The organism is Emticicia sp. GW821-FHT11C11 (genome assembly GCF_058808615.1).
The window spans coordinates 1,299,955-1,323,088 of sequence record NZ_JBXARV010000001.1; the positions used below are offsets into that span (position 1 = coordinate 1,299,955).

The 23,134-nt window shown below is 41.1% G+C and carries 18 protein-coding genes; 12 read left to right on the plus strand and 6 right to left on the minus strand.

The features are described 5' to 3' along the window. Window positions 1-163: 163 nt before the first annotated feature. A complete protein-coding gene (locus AC1RRY_RS05545; protein ID WP_492817599.1) occupies window positions 164-1,144 on the minus strand; it encodes a UDP-glucuronic acid decarboxylase family protein in 981 nt (326 codons plus the stop codon). Between the two features lie 90 nt (window positions 1,145-1,234). Further along, window positions 1,235-2,542: a UDP-glucose dehydrogenase family protein gene (locus tag AC1RRY_RS05550; RefSeq protein WP_492817597.1), complete on the minus strand. Its 1,308-nt coding sequence runs from the start codon at window positions 2,540-2,542 to the stop codon at window positions 1,235-1,237. Window positions 2,543-2,999: 457 nt separating this feature from the next. On the opposite strand from AC1RRY_RS05550, the gene AC1RRY_RS05555 reads away from it, so the two are divergent. From AC1RRY_RS05555 to AC1RRY_RS05565, 3 genes are all read left to right on the plus strand, one after another. Continuing rightward, window positions 3,000-3,671, plus strand: coding sequence for a gluconate 2-dehydrogenase subunit 3 family protein (locus AC1RRY_RS05555; RefSeq protein WP_492817595.1), 672 nt, complete (start codon window positions 3,000-3,002; stop codon window positions 3,669-3,671). Window positions 3,672-3,698: 27 nt separating this feature from the next. Beyond that, on the plus strand, window positions 3,699-5,417 hold the full coding sequence (locus tag AC1RRY_RS05560; RefSeq protein ID WP_492817593.1) for a GMC oxidoreductase: 1,719 nt from the start codon (window positions 3,699-3,701) through the stop codon (window positions 5,415-5,417). A 136-nt stretch (window positions 5,418-5,553) separates the two neighbouring features. Beyond that, window positions 5,554-6,966, plus strand: coding sequence for an RNA polymerase sigma factor (locus AC1RRY_RS05565; protein WP_492817591.1), 1,413 nt, complete (start codon window positions 5,554-5,556; stop codon window positions 6,964-6,966). A 56-nt stretch (window positions 6,967-7,022) separates the two neighbouring features. On the opposite strand, the gene AC1RRY_RS05570 is transcribed toward AC1RRY_RS05565, so the two are convergent. Further along, complete coding sequence (locus AC1RRY_RS05570; RefSeq protein WP_492817589.1) at window positions 7,023-8,228, minus strand: AIR synthase related protein; 1,206 nt, start codon at window positions 8,226-8,228, stop codon at window positions 7,023-7,025. A gap of 71 nt (window positions 8,229-8,299) precedes the next feature. Continuing rightward, window positions 8,300-9,088, minus strand: a complete 789-nt coding sequence (locus AC1RRY_RS05575) for a cyanophycinase (protein ID WP_492817587.1) — start codon at window positions 9,086-9,088, stop codon at window positions 8,300-8,302. 67 nt (window positions 9,089-9,155) lie between these two features. Between AC1RRY_RS05575 and AC1RRY_RS05580 the strand changes: the two genes are divergently transcribed. After that, window positions 9,156-10,232, plus strand: coding sequence for a glycoside hydrolase family 130 protein (locus AC1RRY_RS05580; protein WP_492817585.1), 1,077 nt, complete (start codon window positions 9,156-9,158; stop codon window positions 10,230-10,232). 73 nt (window positions 10,233-10,305) lie between these two features. Here the strand turns inward: AC1RRY_RS05580 and argH are convergent, their stop codons facing one another. Continuing rightward, entirely contained in the window at window positions 10,306-11,658 is a 1,353-nt protein-coding gene (gene argH, locus AC1RRY_RS05585; protein ID WP_492817583.1) for an argininosuccinate lyase, read from the minus strand. Between the two features lie 177 nt (window positions 11,659-11,835). Here argH and AC1RRY_RS05590 point away from each other — a divergent pair, with 177 nt between their 5' ends. Further along, window positions 11,836-12,762, plus strand: a complete 927-nt coding sequence (locus AC1RRY_RS05590; RefSeq protein WP_492817581.1) for an RluA family pseudouridine synthase — start codon at window positions 11,836-11,838, stop codon at window positions 12,760-12,762. On the opposite strand, the gene AC1RRY_RS05595 is transcribed toward AC1RRY_RS05590, so the two are convergent. Further along, window positions 12,757-13,074 carry a DUF4286 family protein gene (locus AC1RRY_RS05595; protein WP_492817579.1) on the minus strand — a complete coding sequence of 106 codons (318 nt, stop codon included), beginning with the start codon at window positions 13,072-13,074 and terminating at the stop codon, window positions 12,757-12,759. The two genes, AC1RRY_RS05590 and AC1RRY_RS05595, sit on opposite strands and share 6 nt — an antisense overlap. Window positions 13,075-13,216: 142 nt before the next feature. Here AC1RRY_RS05595 and AC1RRY_RS05600 point away from each other — a divergent pair, with 142 nt between their 5' ends. The 7 genes from AC1RRY_RS05600 (at window position 13,217) to AC1RRY_RS05630 (ending at window position 23,116) form a co-directional block, all read left to right on the plus strand. Next, window positions 13,217-15,694 carry a hypothetical protein gene (locus AC1RRY_RS05600; protein WP_492817577.1) on the plus strand — a complete coding sequence of 826 codons (2,478 nt, stop codon included), beginning with the start codon at window positions 13,217-13,219 and terminating at the stop codon, window positions 15,692-15,694. A gap of 39 nt (window positions 15,695-15,733) precedes the next feature. Beyond that, window positions 15,734-16,726, plus strand: coding sequence for a glycosyltransferase family 2 protein (locus tag AC1RRY_RS05605; protein WP_492817576.1), 993 nt, complete (start codon window positions 15,734-15,736; stop codon window positions 16,724-16,726). Window positions 16,727-16,745: 19 nt separating this feature from the next. Next, complete coding sequence (locus tag AC1RRY_RS05610) at window positions 16,746-17,456, plus strand: FkbM family methyltransferase (protein WP_492817575.1); 711 nt, start codon at window positions 16,746-16,748, stop codon at window positions 17,454-17,456. A 297-nt stretch (window positions 17,457-17,753) separates the two neighbouring features. Further along, on the plus strand, window positions 17,754-18,800 hold the full coding sequence (locus AC1RRY_RS05615) for an agmatine deiminase family protein (RefSeq protein WP_492817573.1): 1,047 nt from the start codon (window positions 17,754-17,756) through the stop codon (window positions 18,798-18,800). A gap of 9 nt (window positions 18,801-18,809) precedes the next feature. Then, entirely contained in the window at window positions 18,810-19,163 is a 354-nt protein-coding gene (locus tag AC1RRY_RS05620; RefSeq protein WP_492817571.1) for an avidin-fold protein, read from the plus strand. A gap of 188 nt (window positions 19,164-19,351) precedes the next feature. Next, window positions 19,352-21,736, plus strand: a complete 2,385-nt coding sequence (locus tag AC1RRY_RS05625; protein WP_492817569.1) for a peptidylprolyl isomerase — start codon at window positions 19,352-19,354, stop codon at window positions 21,734-21,736. 42 nt (window positions 21,737-21,778) lie between these two features. Beyond that, window positions 21,779-23,116, plus strand: a complete 1,338-nt coding sequence (locus tag AC1RRY_RS05630; protein WP_492817568.1) for a peptidylprolyl isomerase — start codon at window positions 21,779-21,781, stop codon at window positions 23,114-23,116. The last annotated feature ends 18 nt before the right edge of the window (window positions 23,117-23,134 follow it).

Consider the following 23,134-nt stretch of genomic DNA (forward strand, 5'->3'; position numbering starts at 1 on the left):
CGAGTTTTCAATAAATTGTTGTAATCAGGCTTCTACAGGTGAATAAATTCAGAAGAGGAAGGATTGACTATAGCATGAGACGAGAGGCCTGTTAGCATATAAAACTAGTAGGTAAGTGCTATTAATACACAAAAACCGGAGGGTGAGCCTCCGGTTTTGTTTATTATTTCTTTTCAAAATCGCGATGAATGGCTTCATCATAAAGCCTTTCTTTCGGAAGACTCCTGAAGTAATCGTAGGTAATAGCCAGACCTTCTGCACGACTCACTTTTGGCTCCCAGCCTAATATCTGTCTCGCTTTTGTGATGTCTGGTTGACGTTGTTTGGGGTCGTCTTTCGGTAATGGTTGGTACACAATTTTCTGATCTGTACCTGTCAGTTTAATGATTTCCTCAGCAAATTGCTTGATAGTAATTTCTGCAGGGTTACCAACATTGACCGGATAAGCGTAGTCTGACATCAGTAAACGATAGATACCTTCTACCAGATCATCTACATAGCAGAAAGAACGTGTCTGAGAACCATCGCCGAATATCGTCAGATCTTCTCCACGCAGTGCTTGTCCGATAAAAGCAGGCAATACGCGTCCGTCATTCAGGCGCATGCGAGGTCCGTAAGTGTTGAATATACGTACAATACGCGTTTCAACACCGTGATACGTATGATAAGCCATAGTCATGGCTTCCTGAAAACGTTTGGCTTCATCATATACACCTCTTGGCCCCACAGGGTTTACATGCCCCCAGTATTCTTCAGTTTGCGGGTGCACAAGCGGATCACCATAAACCTCAGAAGTAGAGGCGATAATCACCCTGGCTTTTTTCACACGGGCAAGCCCCAGGCAATTGTGTATACCTAACGAACCTACTTTAAGGGTCTGAATCGGTATTTTCAAGTAATCTATCGGGCTGGCCGGTGAGGCAAAATGTAATATATAGTCTAAGTTACCCGGCACATGGATAAACTTACTTACATCGTGATGATAAAATTCAAAGTTCGGATGTTTGAACAGGTGCTCGATATTGCGCAAATCTCCAGTAATGAGATTATCCATAGCAATAACGTAAAACCCTTCTTTGATGAATCTATCGCAAAGGTGTGAGCCTAAGAAACCTGCACCTCCTGTAATGAGTACTCTTTTCATAAATATTTTTGAATTTCCCCTTGATGCTACGTTCTGGTCGGATAACTAAGTCGGATAGGGGAGCTAAGCCTGATAGTTTCCTGATAAGGCTTAAACTGTTTCTCTACCGATACTGTAATAGGTATAACCCAATTCTTTCATATCTTTTAGTTCATACAAGTTCCGGCCGTCAAAAATTACTTTATTTTTCAGCTTGCCATCCATTTTCTCGAAGTCTGGTGTACGGAACTCCGGCCATTCGGTCATAATCATTAAAGCATCTGCATCCTGAATTGCCTCATAAGGGTTTTTAGCATATTTTACTTTTTTCCCTACCACGCCGCGTACGTTTTCCATAGCTTCGGGGTCATATACTACTACTTTGGCACCTGCTTTTCTCAGTTCTTTGATATTGTATAGTGCCGGCGCTTCACGGATGTCGTCCGTATGAGGTTTAAATGCCAGACCCCACAAGGCAATGGTTTTACCCTTTAAATCGCCATTGAAGTATTGCTTCAATTGTGGTATCAATTTGGTTTTCTGTTTTTCATTTACTTTCATTACCGATTTCAGAATTCTGAAATCATAATCAAAATCGGTGGCGGTTTTTTCCAGTGCCTGCACGTCTTTAGGGAAACAACTGCCGCCATAACCGATACCGGCAAATAAGAAACGTTTACCAATACGGCTGTCAGTACCGATTCCTCTTCTGATGTCATCCACATTGGCGTTGGTTTTTTCGCAAAGGTTGGCAATTTCGTTCATGAAAGTAATTTTCATGGCCAAAAAGGCATTGGCAGCATATTTGGTCATTTCTGCTGAGCGCTCGTCCATGAAAATAATCGGATTCCCCTGACGAACCAACGGTGCATAAAGTTTCTCCATTACTTTCTTCGCCTTATCAGATCTTGTACCAATCACTACGCGGTCTGGTTTCATGAAATCTTCTACCGCTACCCCTTCTCTTAAAAACTCAGGATTTGAAACCACGTCAAACTCAACTTTAGCATTTTTAGCAATGCGCTCATGTACTTTTTCGGCAGTGCCTACAGGTACTGTGCTTTTATCGATAATTACAGCGTAGTTTTCTAACAGAGGGCCGAGGTCATTGGCTACACCCAAAATGTATTTCAAGTCGGCAGAACCATCTTCACCCGGAGGGGTAGGCAATGCAAGGAAAATAACCTGCGCTTCTTTGATACCTTCAACCAGATTGGTCGTGAATTTCAAACGGCCTTCTTTGGTATTGCGCTCAAATATAACATCCAGGCCCGGCTCATAAATGGTTAGCTTGCCTTTGGTTAGTTTTTCTACTTTACGGCTATCAATATCTATACATGTAACCTGATTCCCTGTTTCTGCAAAACAAGTGCCGGTAACTAAACCAACATAGCCTGTTCCAACAACTGCAATTTTCATAAGATAAATTATTCAGAATTTTGAAAAATAGTTATTCACCTATTTGCTTGAATAAGCGTGTCGTAAAGTTATATTTTTTTTTATATGCAACTACTAAAAGGTGAAGTTTTTTCATAAAATAATAGACTTAACAGGCAAAGGCCTTTCTTAAGTCTATTATTTTGCTCTGTATTTTATTGTTTTAGTAAACGGTATCAATAATTGAATGACAGAAAAAACTGCTTTAAATGACGATAGAGACAGAAAGTCTGAACTTAATGATGATTTGCTGCTACCTGAAAATTGCACACTCTCTATCATGCCGGCACCGTTACCTCAATTGAATCTTAAAACATAATAATCGTATTTGTATTTTCGTTTTTAACTGAATTTTCATGAGGTCAAACTTGCGTAAGCATTTTTTTCTTTCGTAATTTCACTGTCCAAATATTGGCAACCCTTAAAAATTACTACGACATTGAATAGAAGAGACGCCATGCAAAGAGTGGCCTTCCTGATGGGAGGTGCTTTGTCTGCCCCTACAATGATTGCTATGTTGGAAGGTTGTAAGTCTAATACGGCTACTGAAGCAACCGTTTCAAATTTTTCTCTCTCTGCTGATTACAAAAGTTTAGTTTCTGAAATTGCCGAAATAATCATTCCTAAGACATCAACACCCGGTGCCAAAGATGCCGGAGTTGGTCCGTTCATTGAATTAATGTTGAAGGACTGTTATACTCCTGCTCAACAGGCGCACTTTCTGAAGGGACTAGATGATTTGGAGGCGGCTTCTCAAAAAAATTACGGAAGGAAATTTCTGGAAAGCACGCCGGAACAACAGATTGCTCTTCTGAAAAAATTTGAGCAGCTGGCTAATGATGAAGTAAAGCAAGGCGAGCAATCGAGAAAAATAGTGGATAACGAAACAGGGTTGATTAAAGATCCGAAAGATCCTGATCCTAAAAAAAGCGAAAAAACAAAGAAGGAAAACCCTCCGGTACCATTCTTCAAATTAATGAAGGAGTTGACTTTGTTGGGCTACTTTACTTCAGAAGCGGGCGCTAAAAATGCTTTGGCTTACGTAGCTATACCGGGCAGATATGAAGGGTGTGTAAAGATGACTCCGGGACAAAAAGTTTGGGCTTTATAAAAACTAAAGAAATTCAACCTACGACAAATGAATATTCAAGGAAAATCAAAAGAACAAATGACTTACGACGCAATCGTTGTAGGGTCAGGTATATCAGGTGGTTGGGCTGCTAAAGAATTGTGCGAAAAAGGGCTCAAGGTTTTAATGCTTGAGCGCGGACGTGACATAAAGCACGTGACAGGTTATGAAACAGCAGGCAAAAACCCATGGGAGTTTCCGCACCGTGGAAAAGTAGACAATATGGCGAGAGAAGAATACTGGGCAAATGTTCGTACGGGCTACACGGCCAATGAAGAACACCGCCATCATTTCGAAAACGATAAACAGCATCCGTATCTTGAAAAACGTGGTTTTGACTGGATACGTGGATATCATGTTGGTGGGCGTTCGTTGATGTGGGGTCGGCAGAGTTATCGTTGGAACGAAAAAGATTTTACTGCTAACCTGGAAGATGGGCACGGGATTGACTGGCCTATCCGCTATAAAGATTTAGCACCCTGGTATAGCTACGTAGAGACTTTTATAGGAGTAAGCGGATATAAAGAAGGGCTGGATGTATTGCCTGACGGTAATTTTCAGCCGGGTATGGAAATGAACTGTGTGGAGAAAGAGATTCGTACTTCAGTTCAGAAAAAATTCAATGGCCGCCATGTAACCATCGGGCGTACGGCGCATTTAACAGCTCCGACTCAGATACAGACAGAATTGGGGCGTGCATCATGCCAGTACCAGAATGCCTGTATGCGTGGTTGTCAGTTTGGGGCGTATTTCAGCACCCAGTCGGCTACTTTACCTGCTGCCAATAAAACAGGTAACCTGACATTGATGGCCGATAAAATTGTATACGAAGTAATTTTTGATGACGAGAAAGGCAAGGCGGTAGGTGTAAAAACCATTGACCAGAATACCAATGAGCAGATGGATTTCTTCTCGAAAATTATTTTCCTGAATGCTTCAGCCATTAATTCGGCCTGGATATTGATGCAATCAAAATCTAAAACGCATCCGAACGGTTTGGGTAACGAGTCTGACCAATTGGGAAGAAACATCATGGATCACCACCTGAGTGTAGGTGCTTCGGGTACTTTTGAAGGCATGGAAGATATGTATTATTATGGTCGCCGGGCCAATGGAGTTTATATACCTCGTTTTGCAAACTGGGGAGGAGACAAGAAAAGAGATTTTGTGAGAGGATTCGGCTATCAGGGTGGTGCAAGCCGTGAAGGCTGGGGCAGAGGAAACTCCAGAGATGGTTTTGGTGCTGAATTTAAAGAGTCAATAACTACTCCCGGAGCATGGACATTCGGTATCGGCGGATTCGGTGAAACGTTACCGGATGAAAGTAATCGCTTTACGCTTTCAGGTAAAAAAGATAAATGGGGCTTGCCAATTGTTGAGTTCGATGCTGCATGGGGTGAAAATGCCTTGAAGATGCGTATCGACATGATGAACGAAGCCGCCGAAATGCTGGAAGCAGCAGGTTTGAAAAACATCAATGCCTATAATAATCTGGCTCCGAATCCGGGTATCGGTATTCATGAAATGGGTACAGCCCGCATGGGTAGAGATAAGAAAACATCTGTATTGAACGGTAACAATCAGGTTTGGGGTGCTTCCAACGTATTCGTGACCGACGGTGCAGCAATGGCTTCTGCTTCATGTGTAAACCCATCGTTGACTTACATGGCTTTAACCGCCCGCGCAGCAGAGTTTGCGGTAAATGAATTAAAAAAAATGAATATCTAACAGATATGGGTACTAACAAAAACGGCTAAGGAGATATTCTTCTTAGCCGTTTTTGTATGAGATTATCTAAAATAATTATTCTATCAAACTGCCACCTTTCAAACTTTGTGCATCATAGCAAAAATAAACTCATGACATGACCAAACTGATGCAGAATTTCTGGGAAACAGCCTATAAACAAAACATCGGAAAAATGCTTGGCATTTGCTATCGGTATGTGCGGGACAAACAGGTTGCTGAAGATCTGGCGCATGATGCCTTTCTGAATGCTATTGATAAGGTTTCGGGTTTTGAAGGCAGAGGCCATTTTGATGCCTGGCTCAGAAAGATAGTGATCAATGAAGCTTTGAAATACCTGAGAGACCGGAAGCAAAAGGAAGCGCATAACGAATGGCTACAGTATGAAAGCGAAATGATGGCTGCAGAAGAGGAGGCACTGGCCGTAGATTTCACAAAGGAAGAACTACTGGCAGTTATCGACCAATTGCCGGAGCACCACAAAATGGTGTTTAATCTTTTTGTGATTGATCAATTCAGCCATGCTGAAATAGCGCAGGAACTGGGTATAAGCGAGGGCACGTCTAAATCACATCTGGCAAGAGCAAGAAAGAAAATCAGAGCATTGTTGGAGAAAGAGGAGAAAAAATATAGGGTATTACCTTTCTTTTTACCCTTGTTCCTCTGGAATATTGACGGTATATACCGGAAGGCATTCCGTAATTTTGAGATAAAGCCTGATAATTTGTTGCAAATTGATACTGATTACTCATCAATACCAGCATTTAATTCTTCCCCTGTTATCTCAAACGGTTTCATCAGTTCCGGTGTGGCAATTGGAGGTATTGCCATTAGTCTGGCATTAATTGTAGTTTTCTCAAAGCAGGAGCCTGATTTAGAAAATGAGAAAGAAATAATCACGAGCCAAATTCCTGTTCAATTAACACATAATATAGCAAGCAACCCTGATACTTATCAGTCGGATAGTATTGAAGACCAATACCCAACTCAACCTGAAAATTCTGACACTACAAGTGCAACCATTTCTGATAACGTCATCATAGCTGATGAAAACAATATAAACAATACAGAAATGAAAAGATTAAACACAGTAGGCGCTCTTCTGTTGGCAGGAGCCAGTATGGGATTTGATTCTTCGAAAAATTTGGCAACTAAATTCGACTCACGCTTGAAATTGCCCGGCGTTCAGTTTCAGGAGAAAAAAGATGATTTTGTAGTTAAAAGAAAAGAAGGAGAGGGGACCTTCAATGCTTCTAAAATACTCTGGTCGTCAAAAAACCATAATGTTTATATGAAGGGGATTAACATGAGAGCTAAATTTGAAAAAGACAAGTTTAACGCAACGGGTACGGTTTCTTTTTTAGGAGAAGTATATTACTTATTAATTGATGGTGAGGAAGTTCAGCTGGATAAAGACATAAAGCTTTCGGATAACCAATATTCGGTAAAGGCATTAAGTATTCAGCAGTCAGTACAAAAATATGGTGAAAAAGGGAAAAACGGGGCTGTTGAAATAGCTAAGATTTTATAAATGACAGCGCCTGTTTGAAGTCTTTCAAACAGGCGCTAAATTATATGCTTCTGAGATTAATAAACAAACTCCCCAAACTCGCTCTGAATTGTTACTCGTTTCGTTTCAAAAGCTTCTACGCGGCCGATAATCTGCGCATCAATATTGAACGATTGAGCGATTTCAATAATGCGTTGAGCATATTGTTCAGGCAGGTACACTTCCAGTCGATGCCCCATGTTGAACACTTTATACATTTCCTGCCAGCTTGTGCCGCTTTGTTCGTGTATGAGTTTAAACAAAGGAGGAATCGGGAAAAGGTTATCTTTAATGACATGGAGCTGGTCAATAAAGTGCAGAACTTTTGTTTGCGCTCCACCGCTACAATGCACCATTCCGTGGATATATGGACGGAATTCATCCAAAAAAACCTTAGCCACAGGTGCATAAGTACGGGTAGGAGACAGTATCAGTTTGCCTACGTCCGGCAGGGCATCTAATGTATCTTTATCAAGTGTTGCGTTGTAAGATTCAATGGCGGTGGCATCAGTCAGTGATTTTTCACCACTATAGACCAATGAAAAATCAATATCTCCATCAAAACTTTCAGGGTATTTTTCGGCATAAATCTTACCTAAAACATCATGTCTGGCAGAGGTAAGTCCATTGCTACCCATGCCGCCATTATATTGTTTTTCGTAAGTGGCCTGTCCGGAAGACGCTAAACCCACAATCACGTCGCCCGCTGCAATTCTGTCGTTCGAAATAACATCTGCTCGTTTCATGCGCGCTATAAGCGTACTGTTAACGGCAATGGTTCTTACTAAATCACCTACATCGGCTGTTTCGCCACCTGTGCTGTAAATTTCAACACCGTGGCTACGAAGCATCTCCAGGCACTCTTCTGTACCGTTTATGATTTCAGCGATTACCTCGCCCGGAATCTTATTTTTATTTCTGTCGATGCTTGATGAAATAAGCATAGGCCCTACCGAACCCACACACAGCAGGTCGTCGGTGTTCATTACGATAGAGTCTTGTGCAATACCTCTCCATACCGATAAGTCACCTGTTTCTTTCCAGTACAGATAAGCAAGTGAGGTTTTGGTACCGGCACCGTCGGCATGCATAATGTTGCAATAGGCAGCATCACCTCCGAGTGTATCAGGAGAGATTTTACAAAAAGCTTTAGGGAATAATCCTTTGTCAAGCTTTTCAATAGCCTTGTGAACATCTTCTTTAGCGGCTGAAACGCCGCGTTGCATATAACGGTCGGTACTCATCGATAATTTATTTTTGCTGCAAAGGTAAGAAAAATGTGTTTGGTCTGCCGAAATAAATCAGCCCTTTCAATCTACTTTATTCGTTTTCTTTTCTGCAGGTCATATTTTTCTCCTTTTTCCAATAGCAGGAATTTCATCTCATTGCGGCTTTTCAAGGCTTCAAAAATCATCACCTGGCTTTCGCCCAGTACTTCGGCAGCGCGATTGTTTTCAATGTACAAAGCTGTGTTTTCATCAATACCTACACCCAGTTGCTCAGGATTTTTGAAAATCAAACCTATCAGACGGTTTTGTCTTTGCCTTTTAATGAAATGCTGGTCTACAATTACATTAGGCAGCAAGCCTAAACCTTTTTTTACTTCCACTTTCGAGCCGTCAATTACTTTGAAGTCGCCCTCTCCTGTAATCATGATGGGCGTCATGATGGCCGTTCCTGCACTGGTGCCTCCAAATAATACACCATTTCTATAATAGGTATGCAGAGTATTGAACAATTCTTCATCCTGCAACACGGTCATAATTCTGTTTTGGTCACCTCCGGTAAAAAACACCCCTTTGGCTGATTTTAGCTGGTTTATCAATATGGCTTTGCTTTCAGAGGTGAGAGGAGCAAAAGGGGCTTTTTCAACCTTTATTTTTGATAATGCTTCTATGTCTTTATTGAATGCCTTAAAGCTTTCTTCCGGTTCACCGCTTGCCCAGGTAATTACTAGTATTTGCCCTGTTTCCCCACCACTTTGTTCTATAAATTTGGCCATTACATCGGGCGTGCGTTTACCACCACCTATAATTAATAGTTTTTCCTGCGCCAATGCGACAGTATTGCTTAATAGAATAAAAAGAAAGAGTAATCGTATCATTTTAGTTTTATTGATATTGTCTATATTTGGGTTACAACCTAATTTGTACAACAGAAAATACAAATCTATGAAAAAATATCTCCTTATTCTGACCATGTTGGCAGCAGCCTGTAAAAACGAGACTGAACAAGACTGGCAACTAGGCCCATTTGTGAAACAGGATGCCGATAACCCGGTGTTATTGCCGAACGACTCCACCACTTTTGATGACCCCATTCTGAAAAGAAGCATTAACTGGGAAGCGAAAGACGTTTACAATCCTTCGGCTGTAGTGAGAGACGGTAAAATATTTTTGCTGTACAGAGCTGAAGATACATTGAAAGTAGTAGACGGAACCTCACGTCTGGGTTTGGCTGTCAGTGAAGATGGTATTCATTTCAAGCGTCAGCCTAAACCGGTGTTTTATCCGGATGAGGACTTCATGAAGAAATATGAGTATCCAGGGGGATGTGAAGACCCACGATTGGTTGAAACGGCCGACGGGAGATATATTCTGACCTATACCGCTTATGATGGAAAAACTGCCCGACTATGTGTAGCCTCATCGGCCGACTTACAGACCTGGAAAAAAGAGGGATTAGCCTTTAAAGATGCTAAGTATGAAAGTCTGTGGTCAAAATCAGGAGCTATAATTACCGAAAAAGTGAACGGTAAGTTTGTTGCCAAAAAGATTAATGATAAATACTGGATGTATTTTGGTGATACTAACCTTTTTCTGGCCAGCTCAAACAACCTGACAGACTGGAAGATACTGGAGGATGAATCGGGCAAACCCAAACCGATTGTAAAACCAAGAGACGATAATTTTGATAGCTGGCTCGTTGAGTCTGGCCCACCTGCTTTTATAACAGAGCAGGGCATTCTGTTAATTTACAATAGTGCAAATAAGGGTTTTCAGAACAAGGCAACCGATACTAAAAATGCTTACAGAGCCGGACAGGTCTTGTTTGATGTAAATGACCCGACGAAAATTATTGACCGTTCGAAAACATTCTTCTTTGAGCCTGACAGGCCTTATGAATTGACAGGGCAGGTAAATAACGTAGTATTTATGGAAGGATTAGTCAATTATAAAGACCGATGGTTTCTGTACTATGGCACGGCAGACTCAAAAATTGCGGTAGCGGTTAGTGATAAGAAGTGAATAGGGAGAGACTCTTTTTTCCCCTCCCCACTGTTGGGGAGGGTTAGGGTGAGGTCTCTTCAAGATTAATTTCTTAAACCTCCCAATTCAATAGCTTTTCAAAAGCAGCATCCGTTTTCTGAAAATCAAAGCTTTTGATTACGGTGTCCATCATTTTTACGATTGCGTCGTTGCATAAGTTGCCTATGCTTCCTTCCAGTGTGTGATTCAGCTCTCGTGGTGCTTCGTAAGTGCCACCGAAAACCTCATCTTTCACCTGCAGATAGGCGTCTCTGAATGGTAGTCCCTGCATTACGAGTGCGTTCACTCTTTCAACCGAGAAAATCGGGTCATATTTTTTATCGGACAGTAAATCGGGCTTTACCTGAATATTCGCCAGCAGCATGGCAGCAATATCCAGACATTCAGTTATCTGATCAAACGCGGGCATCAATATCTCTTTCAGAATCTGCATATCGCGATGATACCCACTCGGTAGATTACTGGTTACAAATGCCAGCTCGGTAGGTAAACCTTTCAGGCGATTGGTTTTGGCTCTGAGTAATTCAGCCACATCCGGGTTCTTTTTATGTGGCATAATGCTACTGCCGGTGGTGAACTCATCAGGCAGAGTCAGGAATCCGAAATTCTGTGAATTATAAAGGCATACGTCCATAGCCATTCTTGAAAGCGTAGTAGCCAGAGAAGTAAGTGCCGATAGTGTGACATATTCTGTTTTGCCGCGGGTCATCTGTGCATATACCACATTATAATTCAGGTCGTCAAAACCCAGTAATTGTGTAGTAAGTGTACGGTCTAATGGAAACGAACTGCCATAGCCTGCTCCGGAGCCCAGAGGATTTTTATTAATTACCTTATAAGCTCCCTGAAGTACGTGTACGTCGTCTACGAGGCTCTCAGCGTATGCGCCAAACCATAAACCGAAAGAGGAAGGCATGGCAATTTGCAGATGCGTATAGCCGGGTAGCAGTGTGTGTTTATTCAACTCGCTTTGTTCTATCAATGTCTGAAACACCAGTTCTATTTTCTGAACCACCGTACGTACTTGGTGGCGCATGTATAATTTCAGGTCTACCAGTACCTGATCGTTTCTTGAACGCCCACTGTGGATTTTCTTGCCGGTATCTCCCAAAGCTTGTGTAAGCAACCATTCTACCTGAGAGTGTACATCTTCTATGCTATCTTCAATCTGAAACTGGTTGTTTTCAATAGTTGCATAAATCTTCCGGCATTCATCTAAAAGGCGATCTAATTCATCGGCTTCAAGTAAACCGATTTTTTGCAGCATGATGGCATGAGCCATAGAGCCAAGTACATCAAAACCGGCTAGATACAAATCCATTTCGCGATCGTTGCCCACCGTAAAATTTTCTATTACCTGCGTATGAGAACTATTGCTGTTGCTTTCCTTTTGCCAGAGTTTCACTATTTCGGGAGTTTGATTGAAACACAAATATAAAATGAAAAAAACGCTAATGAATATTTTATGAGGTTTTTAGAAGGAGACAAGGCGCCGGTATTCATAACAATTTTATCAGACTGGCTGCAATACAGCTAATAATGCTATACCTTTGCTTATATAAATATCAGATTATTAACGATTATGCGTGGGAATTTCAAGAAAGGAAGTGAAAGTCAGAAACGTACAGAGAAACCGTCTGAAACCAGATTGACAGTAAACGAGGATACAGAATTGTTGGTGTTTTTACTCAAAAGCATCAACAAAAGTAGAAACGATGTGAAGGTTTTACTGAGAGACAAGCATATTTATGTGGAAGGCAAGGCTGTTACACAATTCAATCATCCATTGAAGGTGGGAGAGACTGTAGAGGTGAAATGGAAAAAAGCACCTGAAGAACAAAGGCTTAAAGGTTTGTCAATCGTTTTTGAAGACCAACACCTGATTGTGATAGCCAAGCAGGAAGGAGTGCTGTCTATCGCTACAGAAAAGCAAAAAGACAATAATGCGTATAGCACATTAAGTGCTTATGTAAAAAAGCAGAACCTTGCCAACAGAATTTTTGTAGTGCATAGGCTTGACCGAGAGACCTCAGGACTGATGATATTTGCCAAAAGTGAAAAGGTTCAGAAACTTTTGCAGGAATCATGGAACGATAGCATAGAAGAACGTACCTATCTGGCAGTAACCGAAGGTGCTGTTGAAAATGATGAAGGAACGATAGTTTCGTATCTGGTTGAAAGCAAGGCTTTAATTGTATATTCGAGCGCAAACCCCGCGGTAGGGCAGAAAGCAATTACACATTATGAAGTGCTGCGCCGGAACAGCAAATATTCATTGGTGAAGTTTAATCTGGAAACCGGGCGAAAGAATCAGATACGTGTACATGCGCAGGATATGAAGCATCCTATTGTGGGTGATGTGAAATACGGGGCTACAACTAACCCTATTGACAGGCTTGGGCTTCATGCGTGGGTGCTCGCTTTTAAGCACCCTGTTACAAAAGAGAACCTACGGTTCGAGACCGGAGTGCCTGGTAAATTTGCGCGGCTATTCGGCCATGATTTATAAGATTATGGTCTCAATTTCTTCCAGAAGTGTACTGAACTGCACAAATTTGCCTCTGAAAAAAATATTGTGACGTTCCAGCAGCTGTTCTTTGTGATTTAAATCAAAGTTCAGGAAATCTTCCATGTTCCGGAAATGAAATTGGAGAGAATACGTGCTGCCGCCATTATCAATTTCTGTTAACAACTGCAGTATAGATAATTTAACCGGTAGTTGTGTTTGCATAACAGCCGGCACAAAATGGTTTTTCATCCATTGAAGCCATTGTTGATGGATACCGGTTTCAATATTAAAGGTGATATTAAAAAGGAGCATTTAATCTTAAATTTAATCAGAATGTTTTGCAAATTTCGGAAAGAAATTTGGTCTTATTCTTACCGAGTTTGATTTTTCTTTGCGTTCTTTGCAATGAAAACTACCGTTGACTGATTTCATTTTCATCATATCCGCTTTAAAAATGTTTAAAAAATTCATCCCTACTATTCTTGTAATTGTCGGCTTTGTTGTGATCAGTTTCTTATATGCTTCTCCGCTTTTGCAAGGAAAACGACTCGGATTACACGACATTCAGATGGCATCTGCTGCTGCAAAGGAATTAAACGATTTTCATAAACAGACAGGTGATTGGGGCTGGTGGACAAACTCAATGTTTGGAGGTATGCCCAGCTATATGATTGTAGGCGGGTATCCGAACAGCTGGTCGAGCTGGCTGGGAGCTACGCTCTTAGGTGTTTTTCCGGTACCGGCCAATGTGTTCATTGCCTTGATGTTAGGTTTTTATGTGTTAATGCGGGTACTGAAAGTAAACCGGTGGCTAAGTTTTTTTGGAGCCGTTGCCTATGCCTTCGGGTCTTATAATATGCTTTTTCTGGAAGCAGGCCATATATCAAAAAATATTGCGGTTGCATTTGCACCGGGCGTATTGGCTGGCTTTATAGCCATTTTTAGAGGCAGATACTGGTTAGGGGTTGCTATTACTACGCTGTTTATGGCTTTAGAGATTTATGCTAATCACCCGCAGATAACCTATTACCTGTTCTTCCTGCTTGGTTTTTATACCATTTTTGAAAGCTACCTGCATGTTAAAAAAGGGAATTTTTCTGGCTTACTGAAAGCCTATGGAATCATATTGATTGCCTTGACAATCGGTGTAGGGACCCGGGGTATGTATATCTGGAATACACTGGTTTATTCAAAAGAAACTACTCGCGGGAAATCAGAGCTTACTTTAGGAAATGTTAACCGCTCGTCAGATGGGTTAGACAGAGACTATGCCTTTGGCGCAAACTATGCCTTTAGCAAAACCGAAACCCTTACCTTACTAGCGCCCAATTTTGTGGGAGGGTCTTCAGTTGCTAATCTTGGTACCAGCTCTGAAACCTACAAAATGATGATTGGCAAGGGTGTTGATGCCTCAGCAGCGCTGAACTTTAGCTCGGGTCTGCCTATGTATTTCGGGCCGCAAGGGTATACATCGGGTGCTAATTACTCAGGTATCATCGTCTTGTTTTTCTTTTTACTGGCTTTATTAATTGTGAAAGACGGGCTCAAGTATGTATTGCTGGCTACATCTGTCATTTATTTATTTATTGCCTGGGGTGGGTATTTCAGTGGATTTAACTTCTTTATGTTTGAGTACTTTCCATATTTCAATAAGTTCAGAGACAGCAAGATGATCCTCACCCTGTTACACTTGTGTCTGGTTGCAGGGGCAATGTTGGGTATCAAACAAATTGTGGACACGAATCTCACTTTTAAAGACTTAAAGAGACCGGTTTTATATACTCTGGGCGGAATAGTAGCATTAATGATTGCAGGATATTTCATTATCGATTACCGTTCTCCAGGTGATGAAGATTTGATAAAAAATATGGCTCAGGCAAACGGACAAGACTTCGCCAATTCGTTTCAGGCGTCTCTCATTGCCGACCGTCAGTCGGTTGTGTTGAGTGATATCTTGCGCTCATTGTTTCTTCTGGCAGCCTCTGCCGGACTGATTTGGGCGTTTACAACCCAAAAAATTAAAGCCAATGTATTTGTGATTGTATTGGGTGTGCTGACGATTCTTGATTTGATATTGGTTGATAAACGCTATGTTAACAATGCCGATTTCCAGCCTAAGTCGTCTATCTTCAGTCAGTCATATATTGCTACACCTGCCGACGAACAGATTCTTCAGGATAAAGACCCTGATTTCAGAGTATTGGATTTATATACCAATCAGGGTTTCTGGGCCGACGCAAAGATTTCGTATTTCCACAAGTCAATAGGTGGTTATCATGGAGCGAAGCTTAAACGCACACAGGAACTGTACGAAAACGCCATGATAAAAGACGGCAGACTGAACCTGTCAATTTTTAACATGCTGAATACAAAGTACTTTATTTCTCCCGGTCAGAATGGCGAACCAATTGCACAACGTAATCCTGACGCACTGGGCAATGCATGGTTTGTTAATGAAATAAAAGTGGTAAAAAATGCCGATGAAGAACTGAAATCGGTTGGTAATTTCAATCCGAAAACAGTTGCATTTGTCGACCAGCGGTATAACAGTTACCTGAACGGGAAATCGTTGAAGCAGGATACTACGGCTACTATTCAATTGACGGAGTATAAGCCTAATGCGCTTACGTACGAGTCGAACTCTAATACCAATCAGGTGGCCGTATTTTCAGAAGTATATTACAGAGGTAACGAAGACTGGAAATCGTATGTGGATGGTGTGGAAACGCCGCATTTCAGAGCCAATTATGTATTACGCGCCATGGTTGTTCCGGCCGGAAAACATAAAATAGAATTTAAGTTTCAGCCGAAATCAGTGGTAATAGGTACCAAGATTGACCTCTTCTCATCAATCATATTTGTATTGTTGGTGATTGGTGGTTTCGTAATGGAATACAGAAAAAATAATACTGTACCTGAATCAAAAGCTTAATTGGTTTTGGGCCGGTTAGAATAATTTAATAGATCAGATATGCCCGTTGTTTCAGTTTTAATGCCTGTTTTCAATGCAGAAAGGTACGTGGAAGAAGCGATTAAAAGCATTTTGAATCAAACACTGAAAGACTTTGAACTGGTTGTGCTGAATGATGCCTCTACTGATACCAGTAAAGGCATTGTTCTTTCAATTCAGGACTCCAGAATCCGGTATATTGAGAACGAGACAAATCGGGGGCTGGCCTATTCGAGAAATCGGTTACTGAGTGAAGCAGGCTGTAAATACATTGCCTGGTTGGATGCCGACGATATAGCGTATCCGACAAGGCTGGAAGAAGAGTACCGCTTTTTAGAGAATAACCCGGCACACGCATTGGTGGCCGGTTGGGCAAGGCTGGTGGATTCGGACGGTAAAGCAACCGGCGATTTTATAAAGTCGTACATTCCTGACAGATACCTTTCTGAACTGCTTTTGTTTGTTAATTACTTTGTGCAGTCAAGTGTCATGATCAGGAGAGAATTTCTCCCCGAGGTGCACTACAGACCCGAGTTTCCGCCTGCAGAAGATTATGAGCTTTGGGTACGCATAGCTGCAAGGCATCAGGTAGCTATATTGCCAAAGGTATTGGTTGATTACCGCATTCATACCACAAATACCAGCTCTACACAGCAGCAAAGGTCTGAAAACGGAGTGAAACTTAACCATAAAACTCAATTGGAAAGTTTGGGGATTGAGGCTAGCAAAGAAGAAATTGATAGACATTATCAAATTGCGTTCAGAAAAGCGAAGAGTACCGATTTCCTGCAATGGGTAGCTGAATGGCTGCAATGCATTGAAGACCAGAATAAAATTACCGGCAGATTTGACACCGGCGACTTGCGATACATATTGGCTCACCGTTGGATAAAGGTATGCACCAGCAACAGGGCTTTGGGAGTCGGAGCTTTAAAAATTTACTTTAAAAGCCGACTGGCAGAATTGAGCCCGAGGAATATTTTCCTGATGTTACAGTATTTTATTAAAAATTAAGAACAGACACTGAAGCTATATGTATAGCACTATCTTTAAGCTATTGCCTCTTTTTGATGCTGCCAGGCTTAGTATATTATTATTTGTAAGAAGATATATTTTTAAATTCGGTAAGGTGATTTTCTCACAGACCGGAGAAGAAATTATTATTCAGTGGATATTGAAAGATATCAGGAAAGGCTTTTATTTAGATGTGGGGTGCCATCATCCATACAAAATTTCTAATACCTTTCAGTTGTATCTGAATGGCTGGCGGGGTATAGCTATTGATGCAAACCCGGTTCTGATTGAGAAGTGGAGAAAAAAGCGGAAAAATGATACAGCAATTGTGGCAGCGATATCAGATGAAGTAAAAGAAGTTACTTTTTATGAGTTTAAGGAGAGTGAGGTAAATACGATGGACGAGGCTATGTTGCAGGAATGGAAGCAAAAGTTCAACTTTAGAAGCGAGCGAAAACTGATAACTCAGACTTTAACCTCAATTTTAGACCAACACTTACCCCAGGGACAGAGAATAGATTTAATGACGGTAGACGTAGAGGGCAATGATTTTAATGTAATTAAATCTATTGATTTAGACGTGTATCGCCCAAAGCTCATCGTGGTTGAGATTCACAGTACCGATCTCACCAATATTAATGAAAACGAAATATATAATTACCTGACAGCTAATAATTACGGATTGGTAAGTTTTGCAACCATGAATGGCTTTTTTATCGACAAAGCCTGATTTTCAATGTAATGGCTTCAATATTGTATTGTTTTCACTACACAGTTGTCTATTGCTGTTCTCTATATATTTCTTCATAGGCAGTTGTAGATCGTTATCATTTCTTTCTACTGAATGAAAGCTAAAGGCCTTGTTTTCAGAATATTAAAAAGAGTCTGATTAATCCATTATTTTGCGGCACGATGGTTAATTATGGAATATCATTTCCATTCGGGTTCATTTTATTAAATAATAGCCGTAACTTTGCCCTCCTTTTAATTTTTACGATAACAATTCACATATTAAACGAGAAAGGTAGTGATTAAAACACCCAAACAACAAGGTTTTTTCTTCCCTGCAGAATGGCATCCGCATCGTGCAACGTGGTTAAGTTTTCCTCAGAGTTCCGATTCCTGGGATTATGGCGAAAGACTGGAGCGGATATATCCATCGTATATGGCGTTTATAAAGGCGATTGCGGAGAGTGAGAAAGTTGGCATCAATGCTACTAACGAACAGCAAAAAGCATTGATTACCAGACTGATAGAGCAATATCAGATAGACCCGAATCAGATTGAAATACCTGTGCATGCTTCGAATGACTCCTGGTGCAGAGACCATGGCCCCGCGTTTTTGATAAACCCTGAAACCAAAGAGCGGATGATTGTGGAGTGGGGTTATAATGCCTGGGGTGGCAAGTATCCTCCTTATGATGATGATGACCGAATACCTGTTAAAATAGCACAATATCTTGGTTTGCCATATGTTGAGCCGGGTATTATAATGGAAGGAGGCTCGGTTGAATTCAATGGTAAAGGTACGGTATTAACCAGTAAATCCTGCCTGTTGAATCCGAACAGAAATCCTCACCTTAATCAGCAGCAAATTGAACAGTATCTTCAGGATTATTATGGTGTAGACCAGATACTGTGGGTAACGGATGGAATTGTAGGCGATGACACAGACGGCCACATTGATGATACCACCCGGTTTTATAATGAAGATTCGGTACTGACAGTTGTAGAGCATGATAAAACTGATGATAATTATCATCCGCTGAAACAAAACCTGGAAGACCTGAGTAAGATGCAATTGCTTAACGGAAAATCTTTGAACATCAAAGAGTTGCCGATGCCCAAAGCAGTGTATGACAGCGGCGTGCGCTTACCGGCTTCTTATGCCAATTTCCTGATAACTAATGGGTCGGTTATTGTACCTACCTATAGGTGCGATACAGATGACGTGGCATTGGATATTATACAAGGCTGTTTTCCTTATAGAAAAATAGTAGGCATTGATGCCACCGAGATTATCTGGGGGCTTGGTAGTTTTCACTGCCTGTCGCAGCAGGAACCCATTGTCTGAGGTGGTAAAATGTTAAATTTTCATAAAAAAATATTCAGGTCATGCCATAACACCACTAATGGGGATGTCGGAGAACAAACCCTTTTCTATTATCAGCAAGAGGGCAATGTTGTTTGGGCAGAGTACCATGGCGGGGCTGTTGTAAGAGGGTTTCTTATTGCTAAAGTATTGGAAAACAATACTTTAGATATGAGATACGAGCATGTGAATGTATCGGGGGAATTGATGACAGGAAAATGCCTTTCTACTCCTGAAGTATTGGCAGACGGACGTATCCGTTTGTATGAAAAATGGCAATGGACCAGTGGAGATTTATCTTCTGGTGAGTCAGTTGTGGAAGAAATAATAGCCGAAACTTCGTAAAAAGCAGAATTTTCTGTTATTTTTGGTACTTCGTATATGAGGAGCCAGAAAAGAGCGATTCCGGCAAAGAGTTAACCTAACAAAATTAATATTCATCACAATAATTTTTAAACGCTCAGAGTTTAGTTATTGTAGTAGTAGGGCTCACCTTTGAGGTACAGCTAAGATGAATGACACGTGCATTTTTTATGAAGCGATTTTACAAGATATTTCCATATATATTTCTTATATCAACGCAGTTTGCATGCCAGATTATCAGGAAAGCACCTGCCGAAAAAGAAACAAAAGCCGGTTCCAGACCGGTGGGTACAGTACAAGCCTCTTCCGATCAGACGAGCTTGACTAATACAGCAAGCCAGGAACCAATCGGATTAACTGTAGGTGGGCAGGAGGTAAAGGTATCTGAACTGAAAAAAGAGGTAGAAAAACTGATAGTGAGCGATTCTGTGACTGTTGAAAAAGCATTGGAACAAGTAATTCAGGATCTGAGAATTATTCAGGAAGCGAAAAGAAGAGGATACGAGAAGTCGGAGGATTTCAAACAGGAATTGCAGACTTACAAGAGCATATTGGCAGGTGCTTATCTGACAGACAGCACCACTATCAAGTATCTTTTAAAAGAAACTTACGACTGGTTGCTGCAAGAAGTTAGGGCTTCACACATTATGTATCAGATTCCTGAATTTGCCAGCCCTGCTGACACGGCTGCTGTTTATAACAGGTTAACGGATATTCGTAGAAGAGCGCTTGAAGGCGAAGACTTTGGTGTATTGGCCCGACAGTTTTCAGACGATAAGAAGACAAGTGAAAAAGGCGGAGGATTAGGTTGGTTTACTGCCCTGCAATTGGTGTATCCGTTAGAAAAGGCAGCCTTCAATATACCTGTAGGGCAAGTTTCCTTACCGGTCAGAACCAAAGCCGGGTATCATCTGATAAAAGTACATGAACGCCGCCCGAACAGCGGTAAGGTTCTAGTTCAGCACATTTTAAAAGTGGCACCTGTTAATGCCAGCGACTCTCTGGTTAGGCGTTCAAAGACAGAAATAGATTCTTTGTATAATCTTCTAACCAATGGTGCGGTATTTGAGGCATTGTGTGAAAAACATTCAGATGATTATAAGACCAGAAACAATGGTGGGTTCCTTCCTGTATTTGGAATAGGAACCAGAGAGGAGACGGCTTTTGAAGAGGCCGCTTTTGCTTTAAAGGAAGGCGATGTTTCCAGACCTGTACGTACAACGGCCGGGTGGCATATAATCAGGTTATCTAAAAAAATGACGTTGGAGTCGTACGAAGAGTTACTGCCTAAGCTCAAAGAAAAGGTAGTGACTGATTCGAGAGGTGATTTGGTCAGAGAAAACGCATTGACCCGGCTTAAAGGAGACATGCACTATATTGAAAGTGCCGAAACAGTAAAAGGGGCCATTGAAGCAGCTGATTCGAGTCTGACAAAAAGAAGATGGGGGTATTCGTTGAGTAGTCCGCTTACCAACAGTACTATTTTCGTGCTTAACAATACAGAGGTTAAAGCGAAGGCTTTTTTTGATTACGTGATGGAAAGACAGTTGGTCGAGAAAATTCCATCAGGCTATACACCTGCGGTATGGATGCGTAGTTTTTACAAAAAATTTGTTGACAAGAATGTAAAGGAATACGCTGAAACGCATCTGGAAGAAATTAACCCGGATTTTAAATCGATGATGCAAGAATATACCAGTGGATTTTTGAGAGTTCAACTGATGAACGATCTGGTTTTTGAAAAATCGATAGCAGATACACTGGGACAAAGAGCATTCTATGAGAAAAACAGAGGGAATTACAGAATGCCTGAACGGATTTACGGAAGCCTGGTAGTGGCTAAAGATGCCAGAACACTAAGTCAGGTGAAGGATATTTTTGTGAAAGGGACTCCGTACCCGCTTAACAGCACAATGAGAACTCCCTTGTATTATGATAAATTCGCGAGCGATATAACTGCAGAACATAAAAAGGTATTAGCAGGATTACTTGAGATTATGCACGCCAATAAGGGATACATTGTAGAAATAGGTGGCTATGCAGACCACAACGAAAACAATAGTAACTCGGCAGAAAGGATTGAAAAGGTAAAGAATTTTCTGATATTGAACGGATTACCCATTGAGCGGATTATTGAGAATGATTACGTAAAAACAAAACCTGCCGACCGTTTTGACTGGACCAAAAACCAAAGGGTAACCTTTATTTTTTACAGTAATTCGAAAAAGGATGTAGAAAAACGGTTCAATAGAAAAGAGTCAGATATTGTAACAATTGAAGAAGGTTACTTTAACAAGGGTGATAACCCGTATGCAGATGCATTTAAGCGGGAAATGGGAAGCCACACAATTGTAAAAGACGGTAAATATATTGAACTGGCGATTGAGAAAATAGAACCCTCGCGATACAAAACTTTACGTGAAGCCCGTGGACAAGTATTAGCTGACTATCAGAAACAATTAGAGAATCAACTAAACGCAGAACTGGAGCAAAGGTATCCGGCTAAGCTAAACAGAGAAGAATTAGAAAAAGTGTTAGACACTAGAAAACAATAAATTTTAATACTGCTAATAAAGAAAAAACAGACGCCCAATTATATGCTTAAGAAATTAATTTTATTTATCTGTCTACCGATGCTGGCATTTGCTCAGGAAAGTAAACCCATTAACATTGACAGAATTGTTGCCAAAGTCGATAACTATATAGTTCTTCGTTCGGAAGTAGAGCAGTTGTATCTGCGTTCTGTACAGCAACAGCAGCCCATTACCAAATGCCAGGCACTTGAAAGCATGGTAGTGAATAAGCTTTTAGTTGCAAAAGCAGAAATAGATTCAGTGCTTGTTGATGACAAAATGGTAGATGACCAACTGACAGGGCGTATGCAACAGATGATCCAGCTTTACGGCAATGAGAAAAACATTGTTGAGCAGTTCGGGAAATCTCTTGAGACACTGAAAGGTGAAGTGCGGTCGCAGGTGAAAGAGCAGCTTACTGCACAGAAGATGCAGAGCGAGATTACAAAGAACCTGAAAGTTACACCCAATGAGGTGAAGAAATTCTTTAATCAGATACCTAAAGATAGTATTCCTGAAGTACCGACAGAAGTGCAGATTGGGCATATTGTACGCTTTGCAAAAGTAACCCGGGCACAGAAAACTGAGTTGTCGGAGCGCTTATTGGATTATAAACGGAGAGTATTGGCCGGGGAAAAGTTTGAAGATTTAGCAAAAGAATATTCTGAAGACCCGGGTTCCCGTCAGTATGGTGGTGATTTGGGCTGGTCGAAAAGAGGCCAGATGGTGCCACAGTTTGAGGCGGTAGCCATGAAATTGAAAGCAAATGAAATGTCAGACGTTGTTGAGTCAGACTTTGGTTTGCACCTGATTCAGACACTTGAAATACGTGGTCAGGAATTCCACGCTCGTCATATTTTGTTGCGCCCGGATTATAATCGCTTAGATTTGGCAGAGCCTACAAAATTCCTTGATAGTCTTCGCAGAGAGATTGCCCGCGACAGTATTAAATTTGAAAAAGCGGCCAAAGAATTTTCTGAAGATAAGCAAACACAGGATGCCGGTGGCATGTTGTCAGATCCGCAAACGGGGGCATCTAAATTGCCATTAGACCAGTCAATGGATCCTACGCTTTACTTCACTATTGATAGCATGAAAGTAGGAGCCGTTACTCCACCTGTACCCTATAGAAGCGAAGATGGCAAGACCGGCTCCAGAATCATTTACTATAAGGCGAAATTTGCTCCGCATGTAGCCAGCCTGAAAGATGATTTTGAGAAAATAAAGGAATTTGCTATGATGGAAAAACGAAGCAGAGAGATAGATGCATGGTTTAAAAAAGCAATAGCAGATGTTTATATAAAGATTGACCCTGAGTACGAATCCTGTAATATTTTTGGTCAGGCAAAAACCGGAAACTAGCAGAGGTTCTTTTACTTA